Raw genomic sequence first — 22182 nt, forward strand, 5'->3', positions numbered from 1 at the left:
TGCTTTCCCGGGGGCGGCGCAAAGCGCCTTGCCCGGGCTACTGATAGTGCGGGCTGTGGTTGGGTAGCCCGGGTAAGGCATCAGCCGCAACCCGGGAAGCAGGCTTAGCCAATCGTCATCAGGCTGGCGTTGCCGCCGGCCGCGGCGGTATTGACGCTGAGCGAACGTTCAATATAGAGGCGCTCCAGCAGCAGATTGCTCTCGCCGCGGGCGAAGCCCTGCACCGACACGATCGCGCCATCGCGCGCCGCCACCTGTTCGCACAGTTCCCGCAGCTGATCGGAATCGCCGTGGTAGATAACCGCATCGAAAGGCTCGGTCGTCAGGGTTTCCGCTTTGGCGAAGTGGATCCGCGCGCTGACCTCACGCGGCAGCTTTTTCGCCAGCTCGCGCTGCAGAGGGGCGTCCGGCCACAGCACTTCGCAGCCAACGGCGGTCACGCCCGCCAGCTGGGTGAGCGCATCCTGCTCATTATCGGCCACGCACAGCACGCGGTCGCGCGGCATAAAGGTCAGGGTGTTGCGCTCGCCGGTTGGCCCCGGCAGCAGACGCTGGGTTCCGGCCTGCGCCTGCTCGCTGAACTGCTGGCACAAAGCCTGCAGCTCCGGGCGATCCGCCGCCCACTGCTGTAAAGCGACCAGCGGTTTTTCCAGCAGCGTCTTCAGCTGCGCGTCCAGCGGATACTCCGCGTCCTGGCGGGCGAGGGTAATCCCGACGGCGTTCTGCGGGCGGCTGGAGAGCAGCCGATACAGATACAGCGGGCCGCCGGCTTTTGGACCCGTACCCGACAGGCCCTCGCCGCCGAACGGCTGCACGCCGACCACGGCGCCGACCATATTACGGTTGACGTACAGGTTGCCGACATTGGCGCTGCCGGTGACCTGAGCGATGGTTTCGTCAATACGGGTATGCACGCCGAGGGTCAGACCGTAGCCGGAGGCGTTAATCTGTTTGACCAGCCCGTCCAGTTCGTTGCGGTTATAGCGCACTACGTGCAGCACCGGGCCGAAGACCTCTTTTTTCAGTTCATCGAAGCTGTCGAGCTCAATCAGCGTCGGCGGAACGAAAGTACCGCAGGTCCACTCGCGGGAATCTTCGCTGTTTTCGCGCACCGCCTGGAAGACTTTGCGCCCTTTTGCGCGCAGCGTCTGGATGTGGCGCTCGATATTCTCTTTGGCTTCGGCGTCAATCACCGGCCCGATATCGGTGGTCAGACGGCCCGGATTGCCCATCCGGCACTCGGCCATCGCGCCGCGCAGCATGGTCAGCGTATGATCGGCGATATCATCCTGCAGGCAGAGTACGCGCAGGGCGGAGCAGCGCTGCCCCGCGCTGTCGAACGCCGAGGCGAGCACGTCGACAACCACCTGCTCGGTTAATGCTGAAGAGTCGACGATCATCGCGTTCATGCCGCCGGTTTCGGCGATCAGCGGCGTCGGACGACCCTGAGCATCCAGCCGGCTGGCGATATTGCGCTGCAGCAGGGTGGCGACTTCGGTTGAGCCGGTAAACATCACGCCGCGTACGCGCTCGTCGGAAGTCAGCGCGGCGCCGACGGTTTCTCCGCGGCCCGGCAGCAGCTGAATAACGCCCGGCGGTACGCCCGCTTCCAGCAGGATCGCCACGCCCTGAGCGGCGATGAGCGGCGTCTGCTCGGCCGGTTTTGCCAGCACGGTATTGCCTGCCGCCAGCGCGGCGGCAATTTGTCCGCTAAAGATCGCCAGCGGGAAGTTCCACGGGCTGATACAGACGACCGGGCCCAGCGGGCGATGGGTTTCATTGTCAAAATCGTTGCGCACCTGACCGGCGTAGTAGTGGAGGAAGTCCACCGCTTCGCGCACTTCGGCAATCGCGTTGCTGAAGGTTTTCCCCGCTTCGCGCACCAGGATGCCCATCAGGGTCGGCATCTGGCCTTCCATCAGCACCGCGGCGCGTTCGAGGATCGCCGCGCGCTCCTGCGGCGGGGTGGCGAACCAGATTGGCGCGTTGTTAACCGCGCTGGTCAGCGCCTGCTGAACTTCGTCCTCGCTGGCTTCGCGCACGTAGCCGACGATATCTTTTGGCTCCGCCGGGTTCACGACCGCCTGCATTTCGCCTTCGGCCACCGGGTGCTCCAGCATCGGCAGCGCCTGCCATTTATGCAGCGCGCTGTTTAATAACGAGGAGGAGAGGGAGGCCAGACGATGCTCGTTGGCGAGATCCAGACCGGCTGAATTGCTGCGGTCTTTGCCGTAAAGGTCGCGCGGCAGCGGGATTTTCGGGTGCGGAAGACCCACCTGGCCCTCCTGCTGGGCCAGTTTTTCCACCGCGGCGACCGGGTCGGCAACCAGCTCATCCAGCGGCAGGGTGCTGTCAGCGATACGGTTCACGAACGAGGTGTTGGCGCCGTTTTCCAGCAGACGACGCACAAGGTAGGCCAGCAGCGTTTCGTGGGTGCCGACCGGCGCGTAGATACGGCACGGGCGGTTGAGTTTGCCATCGGCGACTTTACCGGTCACCTGCTCGTACAGCGGCTCGCCCATGCCGTGCAGGCACTGGAATTCGTACTGTCCCGGGTAGTAGTTCTGTCCGGCCAGCTGATAAATTGCCGCCAGGGTGTGGGCGTTATGGGTCGCGAACTGCGGATAGATCAGGCTCGGCACCGCCAGCAGCTTTTTCGCACAGGCCAGATAGGAGACGTCGGTGTAGACCTTGCGGGTATAGACCGGATAGCCTTCGAGACCGTCCATCTGCGCGCGTTTGATTTCGCTGTCCCAGTAGGCGCCTTTGACCAGACGAATCATCAGGCGGCGACGGCTGCGGGTCGCGAGGTCGATTAGGTAGTCAATCATGAACGGGCAGCGTTTCTGATAGGCCTGGATCACAAAGCCAATCCCGTTCCAGCCCGCCAGCTCCGGTTCAAAGCAGAGTTTTTCCAGCAGATCGAGAGAGATCTCCAGGCGATCGGCCTCTTCGGCGTCAATGTTGATACCGATATCGTACTGGCGCGCCAGCAGGGTCAGCGATTTCAGGCGCGGGTAAAGCTCTTCCATCGCGCGGTCGTACTGGGCGCGGCTGTAGCGCGGGTGCAGCGCGGAGAGCTTAATCGAAATGCCCGGCCCTTCATAAATGCCCCGTCCGTTGGAGGCTTTGCCGATGGCGTGGATCGCCTGCTGGTAGGAGACCATATAGGCCTGGGCATCGTCGGCGGTCAGCGCCGCTTCGCCCAGCATATCGTAGGAGTAGCGGAAGCCTTTGTCTTCCAGCTTGCGGGCGTTGGCCAGCGCTTCGACGATGGTTTCGCCGGTGACGAACTGCTCGCCCATCAGGCGCATCGCCATATCGACGCCTTTACGAATCAGCGGTTCGCCGCTTTTGCCGATAATACGGTTCAGCGAGCGCGACAGGCTGGTTTCGTTGTGGGTGGAGACCAGCTTGCCGGTAAACAGCAGCCCCCAGGTGGCGGCGTTGACGAACAGCGACGGGCTGCGGCCGATATGCGACTGCCAGTTGCCGTTGCTGATTTTGTCGCGGATCAGGGCATCGCGGGTGGCTTTGTCGGGAATGCGCAGCAGCGCTTCCGCCAGGCACATCAGGGCCACGCCTTCCTGCGAGGAGAGCGAGAACTCCTGCAGCAGGCTCTGCACCATTCCGGCGCGGCCGCTGGCGGTTTTCTGATTGCGCAGCTTCTCCGCCAGCTGATAGGCGAGCTTGTGCGCCTGTTCGCCGAGAGTCTGCGGCAGGCGAGCCTGCTCCAGCAGCATCGGCACGGCGTCGGTTTCGGCCCAGCGCCAGGCGGCGGTGATCGACGCGCGGGAAACGGACTGCGGCAGGATCTGCTCGGCGAAATCGAGGAAGGGCTGATAAGGTTCGTCAGCCGGATGACCGGCCTCATCGCTTTCGTTCGCCGCGCCGGACAGCAGCGCCGGCAGCTCCGGCAGCGTCTCGTCGTTTTCCAGCTTTTCCAGATAGTTGAAAATGGCCTGTTTAATCAGCCAGTGCGGCGTGCGGTCAATACGGCTCGCCGCGGATTTAATGCGTTCACGCGTCGCGTCGTCAAGTTTTACACCCATGGTGGTGGTGCCCATGTCAGGAACTCCTGTAATAGAACGTCTTCGTGCCAAGATGAGGTTGCGTAGAAATATCTACCATGTTGCAACTTTGTGCAACCTTGTTAATTGAGAATTGTGTGGCAGGTAGAAAAACGCCGTGAATGTTAAAAATGATGATGAAAATAGCAGGTATTTATCCCCTGTCTAATAAGGTATTTCTATGCGTCACTTAACACTTTTGCGTGGTGCAACCGCTAAAAACGTGAGAGAGTGCAACCTATAACAAAATGAAGTTTGGTCCCGGAAGCATTTCGTGTAAATGCTGTGTTAAATCGTTTGTGAAAAAACAAAGCTTCCGTCAGGATACGGTCGCCCAATACAACCAATAGGCCATTGCCCCGTTCCGGTAGTGGATAAAACGACAAATTTGGATGCTGTCGACAAAAATTCTGGAGATTTTTACATGGCTATTAGCACACCCATGTTGGTGACTTTTATTGTTTATATTTTTGGCATGGTACTCATCGGCTTTATTGCCTGGCGCTCGACAAAGAACTTTGATGATTATATTCTCGGCGGCCGCAGCCTTGGCCCATTTGTCACCGCGCTCTCCGCCGGAGCCTCCGATATGAGCGGCTGGCTGCTGATGGGGCTGCCGGGGGCGATATTTATTTCCGGTATTTCCGAAAGCTGGATTGCCATTGGCCTGACGTTAGGCGCATGGATTAACTGGAAGCTGGTGGCGGGGCGTTTGCGGGTCCATACCGAGGCGAATAATAACGCCCTGACGCTGCCGGATTATTTCACCGGCCGTTTTGAAGACAAAAGCCGCGTGCTGCGAATTATCTCGGCGCTGGTCATTTTGTTATTTTTCACCATCTATTGCGCTTCCGGTATTGTGGCCGGCGCGCGTCTGTTTGAAAGCACCTTTGGCATGAGCTACGAAACCGCGCTGTGGGCCGGGGCGGCGGCAACCATTATTTATACCTTTGTCGGCGGCTTCCTCGCGGTAAGCTGGACCGATACCGTTCAGGCCAGCCTGATGATATTCGCCCTGATCCTGACGCCGGTGATGGTGGTGATTTCCGTCGGCGGGTTTGGCGATTCCCTGGAAGTGATTAAGCAAAAGAGCATTGAGAACGTTGATATGCTCAAGGGCCTGAACTTCGTGGCGATTATTTCGCTGATGGGCTGGGGCCTGGGCTATTTTGGTCAGCCGCATATTCTGGCGCGCTTTATGGCGGCGGATTCGCATCACAGCATCGTTCACGCCCGTCGCATCAGCATGACCTGGATGATCCTCTGCCTGGCGGGTGCCTGTTCCGTCGGCTTCTTCGGTATTGCCTACTTCAATAACAACCCGGCCGTTGCCGGTGCGGTTAATCAGAACGCCGAACGCGTCTTTATCGAACTGGCGCAGATTCTGTTCAACCCGTGGATTGCCGGGATCCTGCTGTCGGCGATTCTGGCGGCGGTGATGTCCACCCTGAGCTGCCAGCTGCTGGTGTGCTCAAGCGCCATTACTGAAGATCTGTATAAAGCGTTTTTGCGTAAAAATGCCGGGCAGAAAGAGCTGGTATGGGTAGGACGCTTTATGGTGCTGCTCGTCGCGTTAATTGCGATCGCCCTGGCGGCCAACCCGGAAAACCGCGTGCTGGGTCTGGTGAGCTACGCATGGGCTGGCTTTGGCGCGGCGTTTGGCCCGGTGGTGCTGTTCTCGGTGATGTGGTCACGAATGACCCGTAACGGTGCGCTGGCCGGGATGATCATCGGCGCCTTAACGGTCATTATCTGGAAGCAGTTCGGCTGGCTGGGCCTGTATGAAATCATCCCAGGCTTTATCTTTGGTAGCCTGGGGATTGTGGTCTTCAGCCTGCTGGGTAAAGCGCCCTCCGCCGAGATGCAGCGACGCTTCGCCGAAGCGGACGCCCATTATCACTCCGCGCCGCCGGTGCGCGCGACCGCCGAGTAATCCTCTGCAACCCCATCAAGCCCGCGTAATGCGGGCTTTGTTATTTATGCCTCTTGCTAATGGCTTGAAAATACGCTGATATCTCAGCACAAATAACAATGAGGGTAGCAAAATGAGTTTCAAACAGGGTGCAGTGGCGCTGGTACTGGCAGGGATATTAAGCGGCTGCGTAGCGCCCGCCGCGAAGACGGCTCCGGCGGCGGACGCTAACGCCTGCCCGGCGGATAACGCCATGGTGCAAACCACGCTTTATTTCGGCTTAAGCCGTCCGGCCGGGAAGGATATTACCGCGCAGGAGTGGCAGCAGTTCGTTGACCGCGACGTGACGCCGCGCTTTCGCGATGGCCTGACGGTCTTTGACGCGCGCGGGCAGTGGCTGGGCAATGACGGTACCGTGGCGCGCGAGCAGAGCAAAGCGCTGATGCTGATTCATGGCAAAGATGCGAAGAGCGAAGAGGGGATTGAGGCGCTGCGCACGACCTATAAATCACGCTTTGCGCAGGAGTCGGTGATGCGCGTTGACCAGCCGGTCTGCGTACATTTTTAATTTGAATCAGGTGATATTCCCGGGTTGCGGCTAACGCCTTACCCGGGCTACATAGCTACGCGGGCCTGTTACCCCGGGGTAACAGGCCAAACGCGCTTCGGTTACAGTACCAGCCCCGCAAAGCTGGCGGAGAGCAGGCTGACCAGCGTTGCGCCATACACCAGGCGCAGGCCGAAGCGGGAAACGATATTCCCCTGCTGCTCGTTCAGGCCTTTAATCGCCCCGGCGATAATGCCGATAGAGGCAAAGTTGGCGAAGGAAACCAGGAACACGGATAAAATTCCCAGCCCGCGCGGCGTCATGCTGGCGGCTATTTTTTGCAGCTCAATCATAGCGACAAATTCATTGGCCACCAGTTTCGTCGCCATAATACTCCCGGCGTTCAGCGCATCGCTAAGCGGAATGCCAATCAGCCACGCCAGGGGATAAAAGACGTAGCCGAGGATCTGCTGGAAGCTCAGGCCAAATATCGTGGCGAACAGGGCATTTATGGCGCTAATTAAGGCGATAAAACCAATCAGCATCGCCAGAATAATCATCGCGACTTTAAAACCGGCCAGAATATATTCACCGAGCATTTCAAAGAAGCTCTGGGATTCATGCAGTTTTTCAAGCTTGATCTCCTCCTCGCTGCCCGGACGCGTCGGGTTAATGATCGACAGCACAATAAAGGTGCTGAACATATTCAGGATCAGCGCGGCGACGACGTATTTCGCGTCGAGCATACTCATATAAGCGCCGACGATGGAGAGCGACACCGTCGACATCGCGGTGGCCGACATGGTGAACAGGCGGCGGGAAGAGAGATCGCCGAGCACGCCTTTATAGGCAATAAAGTTCTCTGATTGACCGAGAATCAGCGAACTGACCGCGTTGAAGGACTCCAGCTTACCCATACCGTTAACCTTTGACAGCAGGGTGCCAATCAGGCGAATAAAAATTGGCAGAATACGCCAGTGCTGAAGAATACCGATGAGCGCGGAGATAAAGACAATGGGGCACAGCACGCCAAGGAAAATAAACGCCAGCCCTTTTTCACTCATGCCGCCAAATACAAAGTTGGTGCCTTCGGCGGCAAAGCCGAGCAGTGATTCAAAAAAGGATGCGATATTTTTCACTAGCCACAGGCCGCTTTCGGCGTGGAGAAAAAAGAAAGCCAGGGCAACTTCAATAATAATTAACTGGATAATATAGCGAATGCGGATTTTTTTACGGTCGTAGCTGGCAAGCCAGGCAAGGGCGAGGATAACCACCAGCGCCAGCAGGAAGTGCAAGAATTGAGTCATGTCGTTTATTTCGCAGGTCAATAAGGCCGCCATTTAGCCACAGCCGGGCAGCCGGGTAAATATCTGGCGCAAAAAATCCCGTCCTCCTGCCCGAGGGGCCTGGGTTGCGAGATAATCGCGCAAGTCATTATTTGTTCGCGACTGATTTACAAATCGTCATCATTCACTCCACATTTCACTTGTGTTTCTGATTATTGTAATGATAATCACTATCATAAATATTTACCTATCTTTGCATCAGTTGACTGCGGTTCACATTTAAGGGTGTTGGCATGTTTGTCCCATTTCTCATCATGTTACGTGAAGGCCTGGAAGCTGCGCTGATTGTCAGCCTGATTGCCAGCTATCTGAAACGCACCCAGCGCGGTAGCTGGATTGGCGTCATGTGGATTGGGGTGCTGCTTGCGGCGGCGCTGTGCCTGGGCCTCGGAATTTTTATCAACGAAACCACCGGCGAGTTTCCGCAGCGCGAGCAGGAGCTGTTCGAAGGCATCGTGGCGGTGGTGGCGGTGTGCATTCTGACCTGGATGGTGTTCTGGATGCGTAAGGTGTCGCGCAACGTCAAACAGCAGCTTGAGCAGGCGGTTGATAATGCCCTCCAGCGTGGAAATAACCACGGCTGGGCGCTGGTGATGATGGTTTTTTTCGCCGTCGCGCGTGAAGGCCTGGAATCGGTCTTCTTCCTGCTCGCCGCTTTCCAGCAGGATGTCGGAATCTGGCCGCCCATCGGCGCGATGCTCGGCCTGGCGACGGCCATCGTTTTAGGGTTCCTGATCTACTGGGGCGGCATCCGCATGAATCTCGCCGTCTTTTTCAAATGGACCAGCCTGTTTATTTTACTGGTGGCCGCAGGCCTCGCCGCGGGGGCTATCCGCGCCTTCCATGAGGCCGGACTGTGGAACCATTTCCAGGCGGTCGCCTTCGACCTGAGCAACGTCATTTCGACGCACACCCTATTCGGCACGCTGCTGGAAGGGATCTTCGGCTATCAGGAAACGCCGACCGTCAGCGAAGTGGCGGTCTACTTTATCTATTTGATCCCGGCGCTGGTGCTGTACGTCTCGCCGCCGGGTAAAAAAACCACCGCATCCCGGGCAGCGTAGTCGGGCATCGCGGATTGCAATAGTGACAACATACTTATCGAAAGGGATGGTCATGATGAATCATTTTCGTCGTAATGCGCTGCAGCTTACGCTTGCTGCGCTGTTCAGCTCGGCTTTTTACGCCCAGGCGGCCGATATTCCGCAGGTCAAAGTGACCGTCACCGACAAACAGTGCGAGCCGATGAACGTCACCGTGAAGGCGGGTAAAACCCAGTTCATCATTCAGAACCACAGCCAGAAAGCGCTGGAGTGGGAGATTCTGAAAGGGGTGATGGTGGTGGAAGAGCGGGAGAATATCGCCCCCGGCTTTACGCAAAAGCTGACGGCCAACCTGCAGCCGGGTGAATATGATATGACCTGCGGCCTGCTGACTAACCCGAAAGGCAAACTGACGGTGACCGGCGAGGCGACCAAAGATGCCGCCAAAGCCGATGCGCTGCTCAGCCTGGGTGAAGCTATTACCGCCTATAAAGCCTGGGTCACCGCCGAGACCGCGGAGCTGGTTAGCGGCACGAAAGCCTTTACCGATGCGGTGAAAGCGGGCGATATCGAGAAGGCGAAAGCGCTGTACGCGCCGACGCGCCAGCACTATGAACGTATTGAACCGATCGCCGAACTGTTCTCCGATCTCGATGGCAGCATTGACGCCCGCGAGGATGACTACGAGAAAAAAGCCGAAGATCCGAAATTCACCGGCTTCCACCGGCTGGAAAAAGCGCTGTTTGGCGATAACAGCGTCAAGGGAATGGATAACTATGCCGATCAATTGAACGCTGACGTTCTCGAGCTGCAAAAACGCATTAGCGAACTGGCGTTCCCGCCGTCAAAAGTGGTCGGCGGCGCGGCCGGTCTGATTGAAGAAGTGGCCGCCAGCAAAATCAGCGGCGAAGAAGATCGCTACAGCCATACCGACCTGTGGGATTTCCAGGCCAACATTGACGGCGCGCAGAAAATCGTCGACCTGCTGCGTCCGCAGCTGCAAAAAGAGAACAGCGCGCTGCTGGCGAAGGTGGATGCCAACTTCAAAAAGGTGGACGCCATTCTCAGCAAATACCGCACCAAAGATGGCTTTGAGACCTATGACAAGCTGACGGATGCCGATCGTAACGCGCTGAAAGGCCCGATCACCACGCTGGCGGAAGATTTGGCCCAGCTGCGCGGGATCCTGGGTCTGGACTAAGGCGATGGCTGAGCAAAAATATGATGTTAATCAACCGTCCCGGCGGCGGTTGTTAAAAGGGATCGGCGCGCTTGGCGGCGCGCTGGCGATATCCGGCGGCTGTCCGGTGGCGCACGCGGCAAAAGACAATAGCTCTCCGGGCACGGTGTCGCCGGATGCGCGTCAGGAAGCGCAGCCGTTTTATGGTCCACATCAGGCAGGGGTGCTGACCCCGCAGCAGGCGTCGATGATGATTGTCGCCTTTGATGTGCTGGCCAGCGATAAAGCGGACCTTGAGCGGCTGTTTCGCCTGCTGACCCGGCGTATCGCCTTTCTGACCAAAGGCGGTCCCGCGCCGGAGACGCCGAACCCGCGGCTGCCGCCGATGGACTCAGGCATTCTCGGGCCGTGGATCGCCCCGGATAATTTGACGATCACCGTCTCGGTGGGGCATTCGCTGTTTGACGAGCGTTTCGGTCTGGCTAATCATGCGCCGAAGAGGCTGCAAAAGATGACGCGTTTTCCGAACGATTCGCTGGATGCGGCGCTGTGCCACGGCGATCTGCTGCTGCAAATTTGCGCCAACACCCAGGATACGGTGATTCACGCCCTGCGGGATGTGATTAAGCACACCCCGGATTTGCTCAGCGTGCGCTGGAAGCGGGAAGGGTTTATCTCCGACAGCGCCGCGCGCAGCAAGGGTAAAGAGACGCCGGTGAATCTGCTGGGCTTCAAAGACGGCACCGCGAATCCGGTGAGCACCGATAAGGCGCTAATGGATAAAGTGGTGTGGGTCACCGCCGACCAGGGAGAGCCAGCGTGGGCGACGGGCGGCAGCTATCAGGTGGCGCGGATTATTCAGTTCCACGTTGAGTTCTGGGATCGCACGCCGCTGAAAGAGCAGCAGACTATTTTTGGCCGCGATAAACTGAGCGGCGCGCCGCTTGGGATGCAGCACGAGCACGATGTCCCGGATTACAGCAAAGACCCTGACGGCGATACCATTGCGCTCGATAGCCACATTCGTCTGGCGAACCCGCGTACCCCGGAAACCGAATCCAGCCTGATGATGCGCCGGGGCTATAGCTATTCGCTGGGGGTGACCAATTCCGGCCAGCTGGACATGGGGCTGCTGTTTGTTTGCTACCAGCACGATCTGGAAAAAGGCTTCCTGACGGTGCAAAAGCGCCTGAATGGAGAAGCGCTGGAGGAGTACGTGAAGCCCATTGGCGGCGGCTATTTCTTTGTTCTGCCGGGGGTTATCGACGGTCGGCATTATCTCGGGCAATCGCTGCTCGAAGCCTGACGTACCTGCCCGCAAGGGCAGGGCGTTTTCTGCTGTTTTTCCATTCATTTTTTGTATTTCCTGCCTTGTTTCATTTTTCTGTAATCTTATAGTCGGAAACTCTCCTCAGCTGCGATGAGAATTATTTGTTGTCTGTGTGTGAAAAATAAGTTGCGCTTAGAATTATTTCTGATGTACTTATTACAGGCGCGGTAGTTCTCGGCAGTAGTCTCGTTTCATTATGGAGATCGCGAATGCCCGATTGCTGTAACGGAAAACGTCAAACCCCAGACCGTACTTATCAGCACGGGAGCCCAACTTCCGGCCGCGATTTTCACACCGCAAAATCCTTCTCCTCTATCAAAGAAAACCAGAACCCAGGCAAGGTTACCGGTGCGCGTAGCCGTGACCCTCTGCCAATTCGTCAGGCAAGCAATGGCTTACAAGGAAGCCAAACCTCAATCGTTAGTGCGCATAATCGCGTCGATCGTGGCGCGTGTGATGTAAACCAACAACGCAAGGTGCTATCCATGGGAAGACAAAAAGCAGTGACCAGAGCTCGTCGTGAGGCCAAACGTGTGCTGAGACAGGATTCGCGAAGCCATAAGCAGCGCGAAGAAGAATCGGTCACATCGCTTGTGCAAATGAGTGGCGTAGAAGCCATTGGCATGGCGCGGGATAGCCGCGACGCATCGCCAATCGAAGCGCGCAATGACGCTCAGGCGCATTATTTGAATGCCATCGACAATAAACAGCTGATCTTCGCCACGGGCGAGGCCGGGTGCGGTAAGACCTGGATTAGCGCGGCAAAAGCAGCTGAAGCCCTGATCCATAAGGATGTGGACAGAATTATTGTTACCCGTCCCGTTCTGCAGGCCGACGAAGATCTCGGCTTCTTACCGGGAGATATCGCCGAGAAGTTTGCTCCCTATTTCCGACCGGTCTATGACGTGCTGGTGAGAAGGCTAGGGGCTTCCTTTATGCAGTACTGCCTGCGTCCGGAAATCGGCAAGGTGGAAATCGCGCCGTTCGCCTATATGCGCGGACGTACATTTGAAAATGCGGTGGTGATTCTGGACGAGGCCCAGAACGTGACCGCTGCGCAAATGAAGATGTTTTTGACCCGCCTCGGGGAGAACGTGACGGTTATCGTCAACGGCGACATTACCCAGTGCGATTTACCTTCAGGCGTACGGTCGGGTCTGACCGATGCGCTAGCGCGTTTTGAAGAGGATGAGATGGTGGGTATTGTGCGCTTTACAACCGATGATTGCGTGCGCTCAACGCTTTGCCAGCGTGCGCTGAAAGCCTACTACTGAGTTCTTCTGCGTCTGCAAAGCCCGGGTGACCGGGCTTTGTTTTTGCTGCACTACAGAAGAGCCTGCAGTGAAGGAGCGGCCATCGTGGCTTCAAAAGGAACGATCTCGACTTTCGCTACGCCCGATTGCTGAAATGGATCCCGGCTCAGCCAGTTTTGCAGCCCATCCATATCATCGCCTTTAGCCAGAATCACGCCGCCGGACCTGGGGATTTTACGCCCCGAAGCGAGAAATATTCCGTCAGCATAGCCTTGCTTTAGCCATTCCACGTGCGCAGCAAGCTGGGCGTCTACCTGATCAAGCGGTTTAACGTAAGTCAGAACAACAACGGCAATGGTGCTCATTTTCCTTCCTTAACATTTAAATGTAACGCTGCAGAAGCTTATCATTCACGTGAACAGGGCTTCAGGTTTTTTTAATCAACTGACGCGGTGGGTGTCTGGACGAGCGCGGGAGCGATTAAAATGTCCAGGTGATTGCCGCGGTCACGGAACCTTCATTGCGCCGTGAGACTATCGGGCTGTCAGCGGCGTGTTCTCCGAGCCAGGTATAGCCGGCGCTGAGCGTGGAACCCCAATGCTCGTCATATTGATGGCTCCAGGTCAGCGCGTTGTCGATGCCGTAAAATCCGCCGGGTGCGCGATAGGGGCGATAGCCGGAACGGGCGCTCTGCCGTTGATCGACCCCGTAAAAGGTATTGGCGTACCGGCCGTCGCCAAACAGCGCGGCGGACTGTAAGGCAACGATATCCTGCGAGTTCTGGAGCAGCAGGAGGGTTGCGGAGGTCTGATAATGCACGCCCTGGGCGTCGGTGAGCGGAAGCGTAGCCTTACCTTCAACGGTGAGCCACGGCGTGACCGACCAGCCGACGGCGAAGGCGGTATTCATGGTGGCTTTAATATTACCCATCCCCTTCAGCGTATTCGCCCCATCGCGCCAGCCTGAGTTTTTTTCCGCTCGCCCGAGGTCATAACCGAGCGTGTGCTCGAAGTAGAGACCGCTGTCGCCAGCCAGGTCATAGCCTATGCCTTTTTGACTATCAATAAAGAAAGCGCCTTTCCGCCCCTGTAGTACGGGAACCACCTGCCAACTCTGCTTGTCAGAGCCGCTGTAACGAGGCGCGTATTTTCCGCCCACCCCGATAGTCAGCCCATCGGAAGGCGCGGCGGCTTCATCGGCACGCGCGCCGGGTGTTATCGCCATTAAAAACGGCACGACCATATACGGCGAAATTTTTCTGGCTATCATACTGTTCTCCACGTGGACGCGGGCGCCGTCGATAAGGACGCGCCGCAGAATGCCGGTGCAGTATGGTTTTGCTAAATCAATGAACGGTCGGGATAGTGTTAAGAAACGGTCAAGGTGAACAGATGTTGTCCAGAAGAGTGTTGATAATTGAAGATGACGCCGATGCGGCCGGGGTGCTTGAGGCCTATTTACGCCGGGAAAACTATGATGTGGCGGTCACCGTGGATGGCCTCGCTGGACTGGATATGGCGCAGCGCTGGAAACCCGATCTGATTCTGCTGGACGTGATGCTGCCCGGGCTGAACGGCACCGAGGTGCTGGCCAGCCTGCGGCGGAAAAGCGATGTGCCGGTGATTATGGTTACCGCGATGGGGGATATGCCCGATCGTATTGGCGCGCTGCGCTATGGCGCCGACGATTATGTGGTGAAACCCTATCATCCTGGCGAGGTGGTGGCGCGAGTTCAGGCCGTACTCCGGCGGAGCCGCAAAGCGGAGACGCAGGAAGACATTCTGCGCTGGCAGGGGCTGGAGGTGGACGTCGCTGCCATCGTCGCGGCCGTCAGCAATCCGGGGGAATCTGTCCATGTTCTCGATCTTACCCCGACCGAGTTTTCGCTTCTGGCTACGCTGATGCGCGCCCCCGTCCGTCCCTTTTCGCGACAGTATCTGCTGGAGCGCTGCCTTCCTGAGAGCGAAGCGCTTGAGCGCGTGGTGGATACGCATATCTATAACCTGCGTAAAAAACTGGAGGGGGCGGGGGTATCCGGGGTGCTAGTCAACGTTCGCGGCGTGGGCTACAGGTTCAGACAGCCATGATGAAGACCCGTCACTCCTCTCTCTGGCGCTGGATTTGCGGGCGCATTCTGGCGCTGGCCATCGGCAGCGTGATTGTTATCGCCACCTGTATGTGGCTGCGTTTCGCCGTGCAGAACTATTGGATCATGCACAAAATGCCGCCCGCTTTGCGGGAGGAATTCATTGCGCTCAGCCGCAATCCGGAGGCCAACCCGGCGCGTTTTCATCAGATTGTCGATACCTGGTGGGGATTGAGCTATTCCACGCCCTCTATCGCCTCGGCGGACTGGGTGACCGTGGCGGTGCTGGTGCTGGTCATGATCCCCTTCATTGTCGTTATGGGGCTCCGCTATGCCCGTCCGCTCTCGCTGCAGTTCAGCCGTCTTCGTGATGCGGCGAAGGACGTCACCGGGGGGCAATTTGGCCGCCAGGCGGAGCTGATTGAGGACGCGCCAGCGGAAATGATCCGCTTTGCTGCCGACTTTAACAAAATGACCGGCCAGCTGGCCCGCTATGATAAAGAACTCCGCGCCTCGCATGTTGCGATGGCGCATGAGCTTCGCTCCCCGTTGACGGCGGCGATTGGCCGTCTGCAGGGAATGCTGGATGGCGTTTTTGATACCCAGCCGCAGCAGCTGGAGATGGTGATGAAACAACTCCAGCATCTGAATCGATTAACCGATGAGCTGCATCTGCTTTCCCTGGCGGATGCCGGCAATCTGGTGCTCGATGAGCGGCTATTTTGTCTGGATGAGCTCCTTCAGGAGCGAGCCGCATGGTTAACGCCGCAGGCGGACGCGCAGAGCGTGACGATCGCCATTCAGCCATCGCCGTCCTGTCCCTTCCGCGGCGATGCTTTTCGCATGGGCCAGGTATTTAGCGTACTGATGGAAAATGCCGTACGCTACGGGCGCAGGGGGGGACATCTGGCAATTACGCTGCGCCGCGGCGAGGGCGCTTACACCATTGATTTTGTCGATGATGGGCCCGGCGTGGCGAGGCATTTTTTACCGGAAATGTTTGAACGTTTTACCCGCGAGGAGGCGTCCCGCGCCAGACACTCCGGCGGCAGCGGCCTCGGATTATCCATTGCGCGCGCTATCTGCGTGGCGCACGGGGGGCGCATCAGCGCGTCGCTACCGGCGAGCGGCGGTCTGCAGATTCGCGTTGTTCTGCCGTACGCTCCCGCCACAGAAGAAAACAGCCTGCCTTGATAATCCCTTGACACAACATCGAGCCATTCTCGATGAATGTGTCATGTAATGGCGCCATTTCCCGAACGGAGTGGCGTTTATGTTATATGAGTTAGTTCTTTCCCTTCGTCAGTGCGTGTCCGCTTTGCTCGGCGCAGAACGGACGCTATCCTGGTTTGCGCTGTTGCCGCCGATCGTACTGGTCCTGATGATCGTACCGCTTGTGGGCTGCGGCGATAAAAGCGCCGAAAAGCCCGCGCCGGCCCGCCCGGTGCGCTACGTGGTGGTGGGTTCCCCGGCGACGCTTCCCGCTCTGGAAAGAACGGGCGAAATCCACGCGCATGATGAGACGGCCCTGAGCTTTCGTACGGCGGGCAGGATGCTGACGCGCGCGGTGGATGTCGGCGATCGGGTCAACTACGGGCAGCTGCTGGCGACGCTTGAAGAGACCAGCGCGCGAAATCAGCTGGACAGCGCGACGGCTGACGATGAGAGCGCCCGAGCGACCGCCCGGGTCGCCGCGCTGAACGTTAACCGCATGCAGAAGCTCATCGCCACGGGCGCAATCGCCCGCTCTCAGCTGGACAGCGCGCAGGCGGACTGGCTGGTCGCCAGCGCCCGGGTGAAGAGCAGCGAGGCCGCCTTGCGCAACGCCAGGGAAAGCCTGGGCTGGACGCGTCTTACTTCGCCGGGTGAGGGGGTTATCACGGCGGTCAGCGCCTCTCCCGGTCAGGTGGTCAGCGCCGGAGAGACGGTGGTGACGCTGGCGGCGGGTCAGGCGCGCGATGTGGTGTTTGATATCCCGGATCCCGCTAAGGTTGAGGCGCAAAGGGCGGAAGAATTTCAGGTTGCTTTGCTCAGCGATGCCGGGGTGAAGGCCTATGCTGTTTTGCGTGATATTAGCCCACAGGCCGATCCCCAGACCCGGACATGGCGCGTCAGGGCAACGCTCAAGAAACCGCCCGCCGCGATGGCGCTGGGCGCCAGCGTCACGGTAAGGCTGCCGTCATCAGGCTCGACGGGATACGCCATACCGGCTTCTGCGCTGAGCCGCTGCGGAGATAAACCGGCCGTCTTTGTCATCACCCCGCAGATGCAGGCGCAGCTGCGCGTTGTCGTTCCCGCCAGCTACACGGCTTCTTCCGCGATCATCGCCTCCGGCCTTGTGCCCGGCGACCGGGTTATTACCGCCGGCGTTAGCAAACTGCGCCCGGGCGAAAAAGTCGTCGCCGGAGAGAGGCTGCCGTGAAAATAGCGCCGTCAAAAAATCGCTTTAACCTTTCTGCATGGGCGCTGGAAAACCCGCAAATGGTCAGTTTCTTTATGCTGCTGATTATGGTTATCGGTTCGCTCAGCTATACGCTGCTGCCGCGAAATGAAGATCCGGCTTTCACTATCAAAACGGCGGTAGTCTCGGCGCAGTGGCCGGGCGCGTCGGTAACGGATACCACGCATCTGGTGACGGATGTCCTGGAGAAAAAATTACAGGAAACGCCCTGGCTCGATTATATCGAAAGTGAAACCCGAGCCGGGCAAACGGTTATCTATATTAATCTCCGCGATGACACCCCGGCGCACAACGTCCCGGCGATCTGGTACCAGATCCGCAAAAAAATGCAGGATATTGCGCCATCGCTGCCGGAAGGCGCGCAGGGACCGAGCGTGAACGATGAGTTTGACGACACGTACGGCACCATTTACGGATTTATCCCTGACGGATATAGCCTTGAAGAGGTGCGACAGCGGGTGGAGACGATCCGCCGTGAACTGATGTCCGTGCCGGATATCGGCAAAACGGTCCTCCTTGGCGAGCCGCAGGAGCAGGTAGTCATCGCTTTTTCACCCGCCCGGCTGGCCGGTATGGGGCTTACCATTCAGCAGGTTGCGGACGCTCTGAAGGCCCAGAATGCCGTGGTGCCGGCAGGAACCCTGCGCACCGGGCAGGAGAATATCACGCTAAACGTCAGCGGGGCCCTCAGGACCGAAGCGAGCCTGCGCGCCGTCATCCTGCACATCAACGATCGCTATCTTCCCCTGACCGATATTGCCACGATTGAAAGAAGCGCGGCCGAACCACCTTCAGCGGAGTTTCGCGTCAACGGACGTCCTGCCGTTGGGCTGGCGATTTCCATGGCGCCGACGGGCAATATGCTGCGCTTTGGCGAGACGCTGAATAACAGAATGCGCGCCATCGGCGTCGGGCTACCGCACGGCATCGAGATAGTTAAAGTGGCTGACCAGTCGGCGGTGGTCAGCGGCGCCGTAAGCGGATTTGTCCGGGTACTGGTGGAAGCCGTGCTGATTGTGCTGGCGGTTTCTTTTGTCTCGCTGGGATTAAGGGCCGGGCTGGTGGTGGCCGCGGCGATCCCGCTGGTGCTGGCGATGACCTTTACCGGGATGATGCTGGCAGGCATTGGTCTACAGCGCATCTCTCTCGGGGCCCTGATCGTTGCGCTAGGGCTGCTGGTGGATGATGCCATGATCGCCGTGGAAACCATGGTATCCCGGCTTGAGGCCGGCGATACGCGACGGCAGGCGGCGACGTACGCTTTCCAAACCATGGCATTTCCGATGTTGACCGGTACGCTGGTCATGATTGCCGGATTTATTCCCGTCGGTTTTGCCTCATCCAGCGCGGGCGAATACTGCTTTTCGCTGTTTGCCGTGGTGCTGATGGCGCTTCTGAATTCATGGGTCGTGGCGATTCTGTTCTCCCCTTTGACCGGAACGTGGCTGCTGCCGGAAAAGCTGAAACATCGTGCCGCAGGCCCGGGCCGCATGGCGCGGGGATATGGACGACTTCTGCGTACGGTGCTGCGCCACCGGCTTGCCACCCTGGGGATTGCGCTGGCCGCGCTGGGGCTGTCGGTGTACGGGACCACGTTTATGCAGGGGGAGTTTTTCCCTTCATCTGATCGCCCGGAGCTGCTGGTCAGCCTGACGCTTCCGGCCAATGCTTCGCAGACGGAAACGGAGAAACAAACGGAGAGGCTGGAAAGGGCGCTCGCCGGGAATCGCAACATTGACCATTATTCGACCTATATTGGGGCGGGCGCCATCCGCTTTTATCTGCCGATGGATGTTCTGCTGGATAATGAAAATACGGCGCAGCTGGTGGTGGTGGCGAAAGACCTGGCCGCCCGCGACCGCCTGCGGGAACAGTTAAACACGCTGCTGACCACGCAATTCAGCGATCTGACTTCGCGCGTTTCTCCTCTGGAGCTAGGGCCTCCGGTGGGCTGGCCGATCAAATACCGGGTCAGCGGGCCGGATTATCTCAAGGTCAGAGAGTATGCCGGGCGTCTGGCCGAGGCGATAGGGCGCTCGCCGTTAACCCGGGAGGTAAACCAGACCGCCGGCGAGCCGGAGAGAACCATCGTCCTGCAGGTGAACCAGACTGCCGCGCGGGCGGCGGGCGTGTCATCGCAGAGCCTGGCGCAGACGCTTAATACCGTCTGGTCAGGCACGACGGTCACATCGCTGAGAGACAATGACCGGCTGGTTGATGTGGTGCTGCGGGCGAACGACAGCGAGCGATTGAATCTTGCCACCCTGTCATCGCTGACGGTTGAAGGGCGCGGTGGAGAAAAAGTTCCCCTCAGCGCGGTGGCCACGCCGACCTGGGGAGTGGACGATCCGGTGCTCTGGCGTCGGCAAAGATTGCCGTTTATCACCGTACAAACCGACCTCGCGCCGGGGATGCGGGCAGAAGGCGTATCGAACGGTCTGCGCCCGACGGTGGATCAACTGCGCGCGGGTTTACCCACCGGTTACAGCATTGTCGAAGGCGGGGTGGTTGCGGAGTCCGAAAAAGGCAACAGCTCGGTATTGAATATTTTACCCGTCACCCTCGGCATTATGCTGTTATTGCTGATGCTTCAGCTGCGGCGCTATTCCCGTATGCTGCTGGCTATGTTCATGGCCCCGTTCGGCTTGCCGGGGATTGTTTTGGCTATGCTGCCGGGCGACACGCCAATGGGATTTGTGGCTCTGCTCGGCGTCATCGCGCTGGCGGGGATGATTATCCGCAATGCCGTGATACTTATCACTGAAGTCGACGGCAATCTGGCCCAGGGCATGGAAAGCGATGCTGCTATTATTGCCGCCGCAGAGCACCGGGCCAGGCCGATATTGCTGACCGCCTGCGCCGCGATACTGGGTATGGTCCCTATCTCTCACCAGGTATTCTGGGGACCGATGGCGTATGCCATCATTGGCGGGCTGATTGTCGCGACGCTCGTCACGTTAACCGTGCTGCCGGCGTCCTTTAGCCTGCTGCTGGAGAGGGGAGGATACCGGGAAAAACGTCCCGCCGCTTAATAACACAGGATGGCCGGGGGCGACCCCGGTCGGGGTTTCCCCCCGGGGGGTGCTATATGCGAAAAAAAAGCCCGTACTTGCGTACGAGCTCTTCTTAAAATATGGCGGTGAGGGGGGGATTCGAACCCCCGATACGTTGCCGTATACACACTTTCCAGGCGTGCTCCTTCAGCCACTCGGACACCTCACCATATTGTTTTGTCGCTCACCTTGGGTGGGCAACGGGGCGCTACTATAGGGAGTTGCGCTAAAACGGTCAAGCAGTATTTATGCTTTCGCTATCGTTCGGTTAAGCAATGAACACTGCCCCGCCGTAGCACGGCGGGGCAGTCATTTTAACGCTGTGAATCAAGCTGTTCGTTATTCTTCACCACGTCCTGAGCTTTGGCGTAGCTCTCAATCAGCAGCTGGTATGCCGGGAAGACCTTGGTATACACCTCGGCCCACTCAGCGGCATCCGGGCGATTCCAGGTGCGCTGCAGTTCAGAAGCAACCGCTGCGGTATCCATCGGCACGACGCCAGCCTGGACGACGCGGGCGAGGGTGATTTCCTGCGCCATCTTGCTATAGGTACCGGAAGCATCAATGACGGCAAAAACCTTATAGCCATCGGCGACGGCGGCAATGGACGGGAACGCCATGCAGACGCTGGTAATGGTACCGGCGATAATCAGCGTTTTACGCCCGGTCGCTTTTACCGCGGCAACAAATTCCGGGTTATCCCACGCGTTAATCTCTCCTTTACGCGCAATATATTGCGCATGGGGCGCGTTCGCATGAATCTCAGGGATCAGCGGGCCGTTTGGTCCCTGCGGCACTGACGCCGTGGTGATCACCGGGATCCCGGCTAATGAAGCCATCTTCGCCAGCGCGGCGGCGCGCGCCCGCAGCTCCGGCATCGGCATATCACCCACGGTCTGGAACAGACCGCTCTGGTGGTCAATCAGCAGCATGGCGGTATCATTGACATCAATAACCGGACGAGAACCATTAAAGTTAGCTGGGGTAGACATATTATTCACCTCATTCAATATCAAATTTGGCCGAAGCGGCCGCTATTAAAATCACGAACCGCTTCCGCGATTTGTGCTTTGGTATTCATCACAAAGGGGCCGTAGCCCACGATCGGCTCCTGCAGCGGTTCACCGGCCATCAGCAGTACTTTTGCGTTGCTACTGGCCGAGAGGTGGAGCGCTTCTCCTTTCTGGCTGAGCACCACCAGCTGACCCTCGCGGGCGCTACCCTCGCCGTTCACCACCACTTCACCTTCCAGAACGACCAGCGCCGTACTCCAGCCAGCAGGCTGATGCAGCGTGATTTCCTGGCTCTGGTTAAGCTGCAGGTCCCAGACGTTAAGCGGAGAAAACGTGTGCGCAGGGCCGACAATATCTTCGTAGCGCCCGGCAATAACCCGCATATGGCCCGCATTATTCGGCAGCTCAACGTCAGGAATCACATCAGCAGTGATGCTCTGGTATCCCGGCTGCGTCATTTTGTCTTTCGCCGGGAGGTTGACCCAGAGCTGAATCATTTTCAGCTCGCCGCCGGTACGGGTAAATTCCGCCGAGTGGAACTCTTCATGCAGGATCCCGGCGCCTGCGGTCATCCACTGCACATCGCCCGGCCCAATGACGCCGCCTCTGCCGGTAGAGTCACGATGTTCAACTTCGCCGGAATAGACCACGGTGACGGTTTCAAATCCGCGATGCGGATGTTCGCCGACGCCGCGTTTGCCTGTCCCCGCCGGGAAGTGATGGGGGCCTGCGTAGTCGAGCAGCAGGAAGGGGCTTAGCTGTTCGCCGTGAGTCTGGTAAGAGAACATTGAGCGAACCGGGAAACCATCGCCTACCCAGTGCTGTGAAGGCGCGGTGTAGATACCTGTAATTTGTTTCATGGCAGTCTCCTGAATAGCTGTTTCTGAT

The 22182-nt window shown here is 58.4% G+C and carries 16 protein-coding genes and 1 tRNA gene; 10 read left to right on the forward strand and 7 right to left on the reverse strand.

From position 1 onward, the window contains the following. Nucleotides 1-104: 104 nt before the first annotated feature. Nucleotides 105-4067, reverse strand: a complete 3963-nt coding sequence (gene putA / locus FQK12_RS12495) for a trifunctional transcriptional regulator/proline dehydrogenase/L-glutamate gamma-semialdehyde dehydrogenase (protein ID WP_014228801.1) — start codon at nt 4065-4067, stop codon at nt 105-107. A 427-nt stretch (nt 4068-4494) separates the two neighbouring features. Here putA and putP point away from each other — a divergent pair, with 427 nt between their 5' ends. Together putP and FQK12_RS12505 are read left to right on the forward strand one after the other, a co-directional pair. Then, nucleotides 4495-6003 (forward strand): sodium/proline symporter PutP, encoded by a 1509-nt coding sequence (putP, locus tag FQK12_RS12500; RefSeq protein WP_014228802.1) that lies wholly within the window; start codon nt 4495-4497, stop codon nt 6001-6003. Between the two features lie 112 nt (nt 6004-6115). Continuing rightward, a complete protein-coding gene (locus FQK12_RS12505; RefSeq protein WP_014228803.1) occupies nt 6116-6550 on the forward strand; it encodes a DUF3574 domain-containing protein in 435 nt (144 codons plus the stop codon). Nucleotides 6551-6651: 101 nt separating this feature from the next. On the opposite strand, the gene FQK12_RS12510 is transcribed toward FQK12_RS12505, so the two are convergent. Beyond that, the gene (locus FQK12_RS12510; protein ID WP_014228804.1) at nt 6652-7836 is read right to left on the reverse strand and encodes a NupC/NupG family nucleoside CNT transporter; all 1185 of its coding nucleotides are present in this window, start codon (nt 7834-7836) and stop codon (nt 6652-6654) included. Between the two features lie 272 nt (nt 7837-8108). On the opposite strand from FQK12_RS12510, the gene efeU reads away from it, so the two are divergent. The 4 genes from efeU to phoH all read left to right on the forward strand — a co-directional run bounded on the left by efeU (nt 8109) and on the right by phoH (nt 12702). Then, nucleotides 8109-8939, forward strand: a complete 831-nt coding sequence (gene efeU, locus FQK12_RS12515; RefSeq protein ID WP_009653546.1) for an iron uptake transporter permease EfeU — start codon at nt 8109-8111, stop codon at nt 8937-8939. Between the two features lie 52 nt (nt 8940-8991). Further along, a complete protein-coding gene (efeO, locus tag FQK12_RS12520; RefSeq protein ID WP_014838066.1) occupies nt 8992-10119 on the forward strand; it encodes an iron uptake system protein EfeO in 1128 nt (375 codons plus the stop codon). A gap of 4 nt (nt 10120-10123) precedes the next feature. Continuing rightward, nucleotides 10124-11404: an iron uptake transporter deferrochelatase/peroxidase subunit gene (gene efeB / locus FQK12_RS12525; protein ID WP_014228806.1), complete on the forward strand. Its 1281-nt coding sequence runs from the start codon at nt 10124-10126 to the stop codon at nt 11402-11404. Between the two features lie 509 nt (nt 11405-11913). Next, nucleotides 11914-12702 (forward strand): phosphate starvation-inducible protein PhoH, encoded by a 789-nt coding sequence (gene phoH / locus FQK12_RS12530; RefSeq protein ID WP_014228807.1) that lies wholly within the window; start codon nt 11914-11916, stop codon nt 12700-12702. 50 nt (nt 12703-12752) lie between these two features. On the opposite strand, the gene FQK12_RS12535 is transcribed toward phoH, so the two are convergent. Together FQK12_RS12535 and FQK12_RS12540 are read right to left on the reverse strand one after the other, a co-directional pair. Beyond that, nucleotides 12753-13046 (reverse strand): YciI family protein, encoded by a 294-nt coding sequence (locus tag FQK12_RS12535; RefSeq protein WP_014228808.1) that lies wholly within the window; start codon nt 13044-13046, stop codon nt 12753-12755. 115 nt (nt 13047-13161) lie between these two features. After that, nucleotides 13162-13950, reverse strand: coding sequence for a MipA/OmpV family protein (locus FQK12_RS12540; protein ID WP_014228809.1), 789 nt, complete (start codon nt 13948-13950; stop codon nt 13162-13164). Nucleotides 13951-14072: 122 nt separating this feature from the next. Here FQK12_RS12540 and FQK12_RS12545 point away from each other — a divergent pair, with 122 nt between their 5' ends. The 4 genes from FQK12_RS12545 (at nt 14073) to FQK12_RS12560 (ending at nt 20260) form a co-directional block, all read left to right on the forward strand. Continuing rightward, nucleotides 14073-14768 carry a response regulator gene (locus FQK12_RS12545; protein WP_014228810.1) on the forward strand — a complete coding sequence of 232 codons (696 nt, stop codon included), beginning with the start codon at nt 14073-14075 and terminating at the stop codon, nt 14766-14768. Then, on the forward strand, nt 14765-15961 hold the full coding sequence (locus FQK12_RS12550) for a sensor histidine kinase (RefSeq protein ID WP_014228811.1): 1197 nt from the start codon (nt 14765-14767) through the stop codon (nt 15959-15961). The genes FQK12_RS12545 and FQK12_RS12550 overlap by 4 nt, the downstream gene beginning before the upstream one ends. A 79-nt stretch (nt 15962-16040) precedes the next feature. Further along, entirely contained in the window at nt 16041-17189 is a 1149-nt protein-coding gene (locus tag FQK12_RS12555) for an efflux RND transporter periplasmic adaptor subunit (protein WP_014228812.1), read from the forward strand. Next, nucleotides 17186-20260: an efflux RND transporter permease subunit gene (locus tag FQK12_RS12560; RefSeq protein ID WP_014228813.1), complete on the forward strand. Its 3075-nt coding sequence runs from the start codon at nt 17186-17188 to the stop codon at nt 20258-20260. The genes FQK12_RS12555 and FQK12_RS12560 overlap by 4 nt, the downstream gene beginning before the upstream one ends. Nucleotides 20261-20362: 102 nt before the next feature. Here FQK12_RS12560 and FQK12_RS12565 read toward each other — a convergent pair. The 3 genes from FQK12_RS12565 to FQK12_RS12575 form a co-directional block, all read right to left on the reverse strand. Beyond that, nucleotides 20363-20450: transfer RNA gene (locus FQK12_RS12565), tRNA-Ser, on the reverse strand. A gap of 145 nt (nt 20451-20595) precedes the next feature. Further along, nucleotides 20596-21273, reverse strand: a complete 678-nt coding sequence (locus tag FQK12_RS12570; protein WP_014228814.1) for an isochorismatase family protein — start codon at nt 21271-21273, stop codon at nt 20596-20598. Nucleotides 21274-21293: 20 nt separating this feature from the next. After that, nucleotides 21294-22154, reverse strand: a complete 861-nt coding sequence (locus FQK12_RS12575) for a pirin family protein (protein WP_014228815.1) — start codon at nt 22152-22154, stop codon at nt 21294-21296. Nucleotides 22155-22182 lie beyond the last annotated feature (28 nt).

It is taken from the genome of Klebsiella sp. ME-303 (genome assembly GCF_007910085.1).
In the GTDB taxonomy this organism is placed as follows: Bacteria; Pseudomonadota; Gammaproteobacteria; order Enterobacterales; family Enterobacteriaceae; genus Klebsiella; species Klebsiella michiganensis.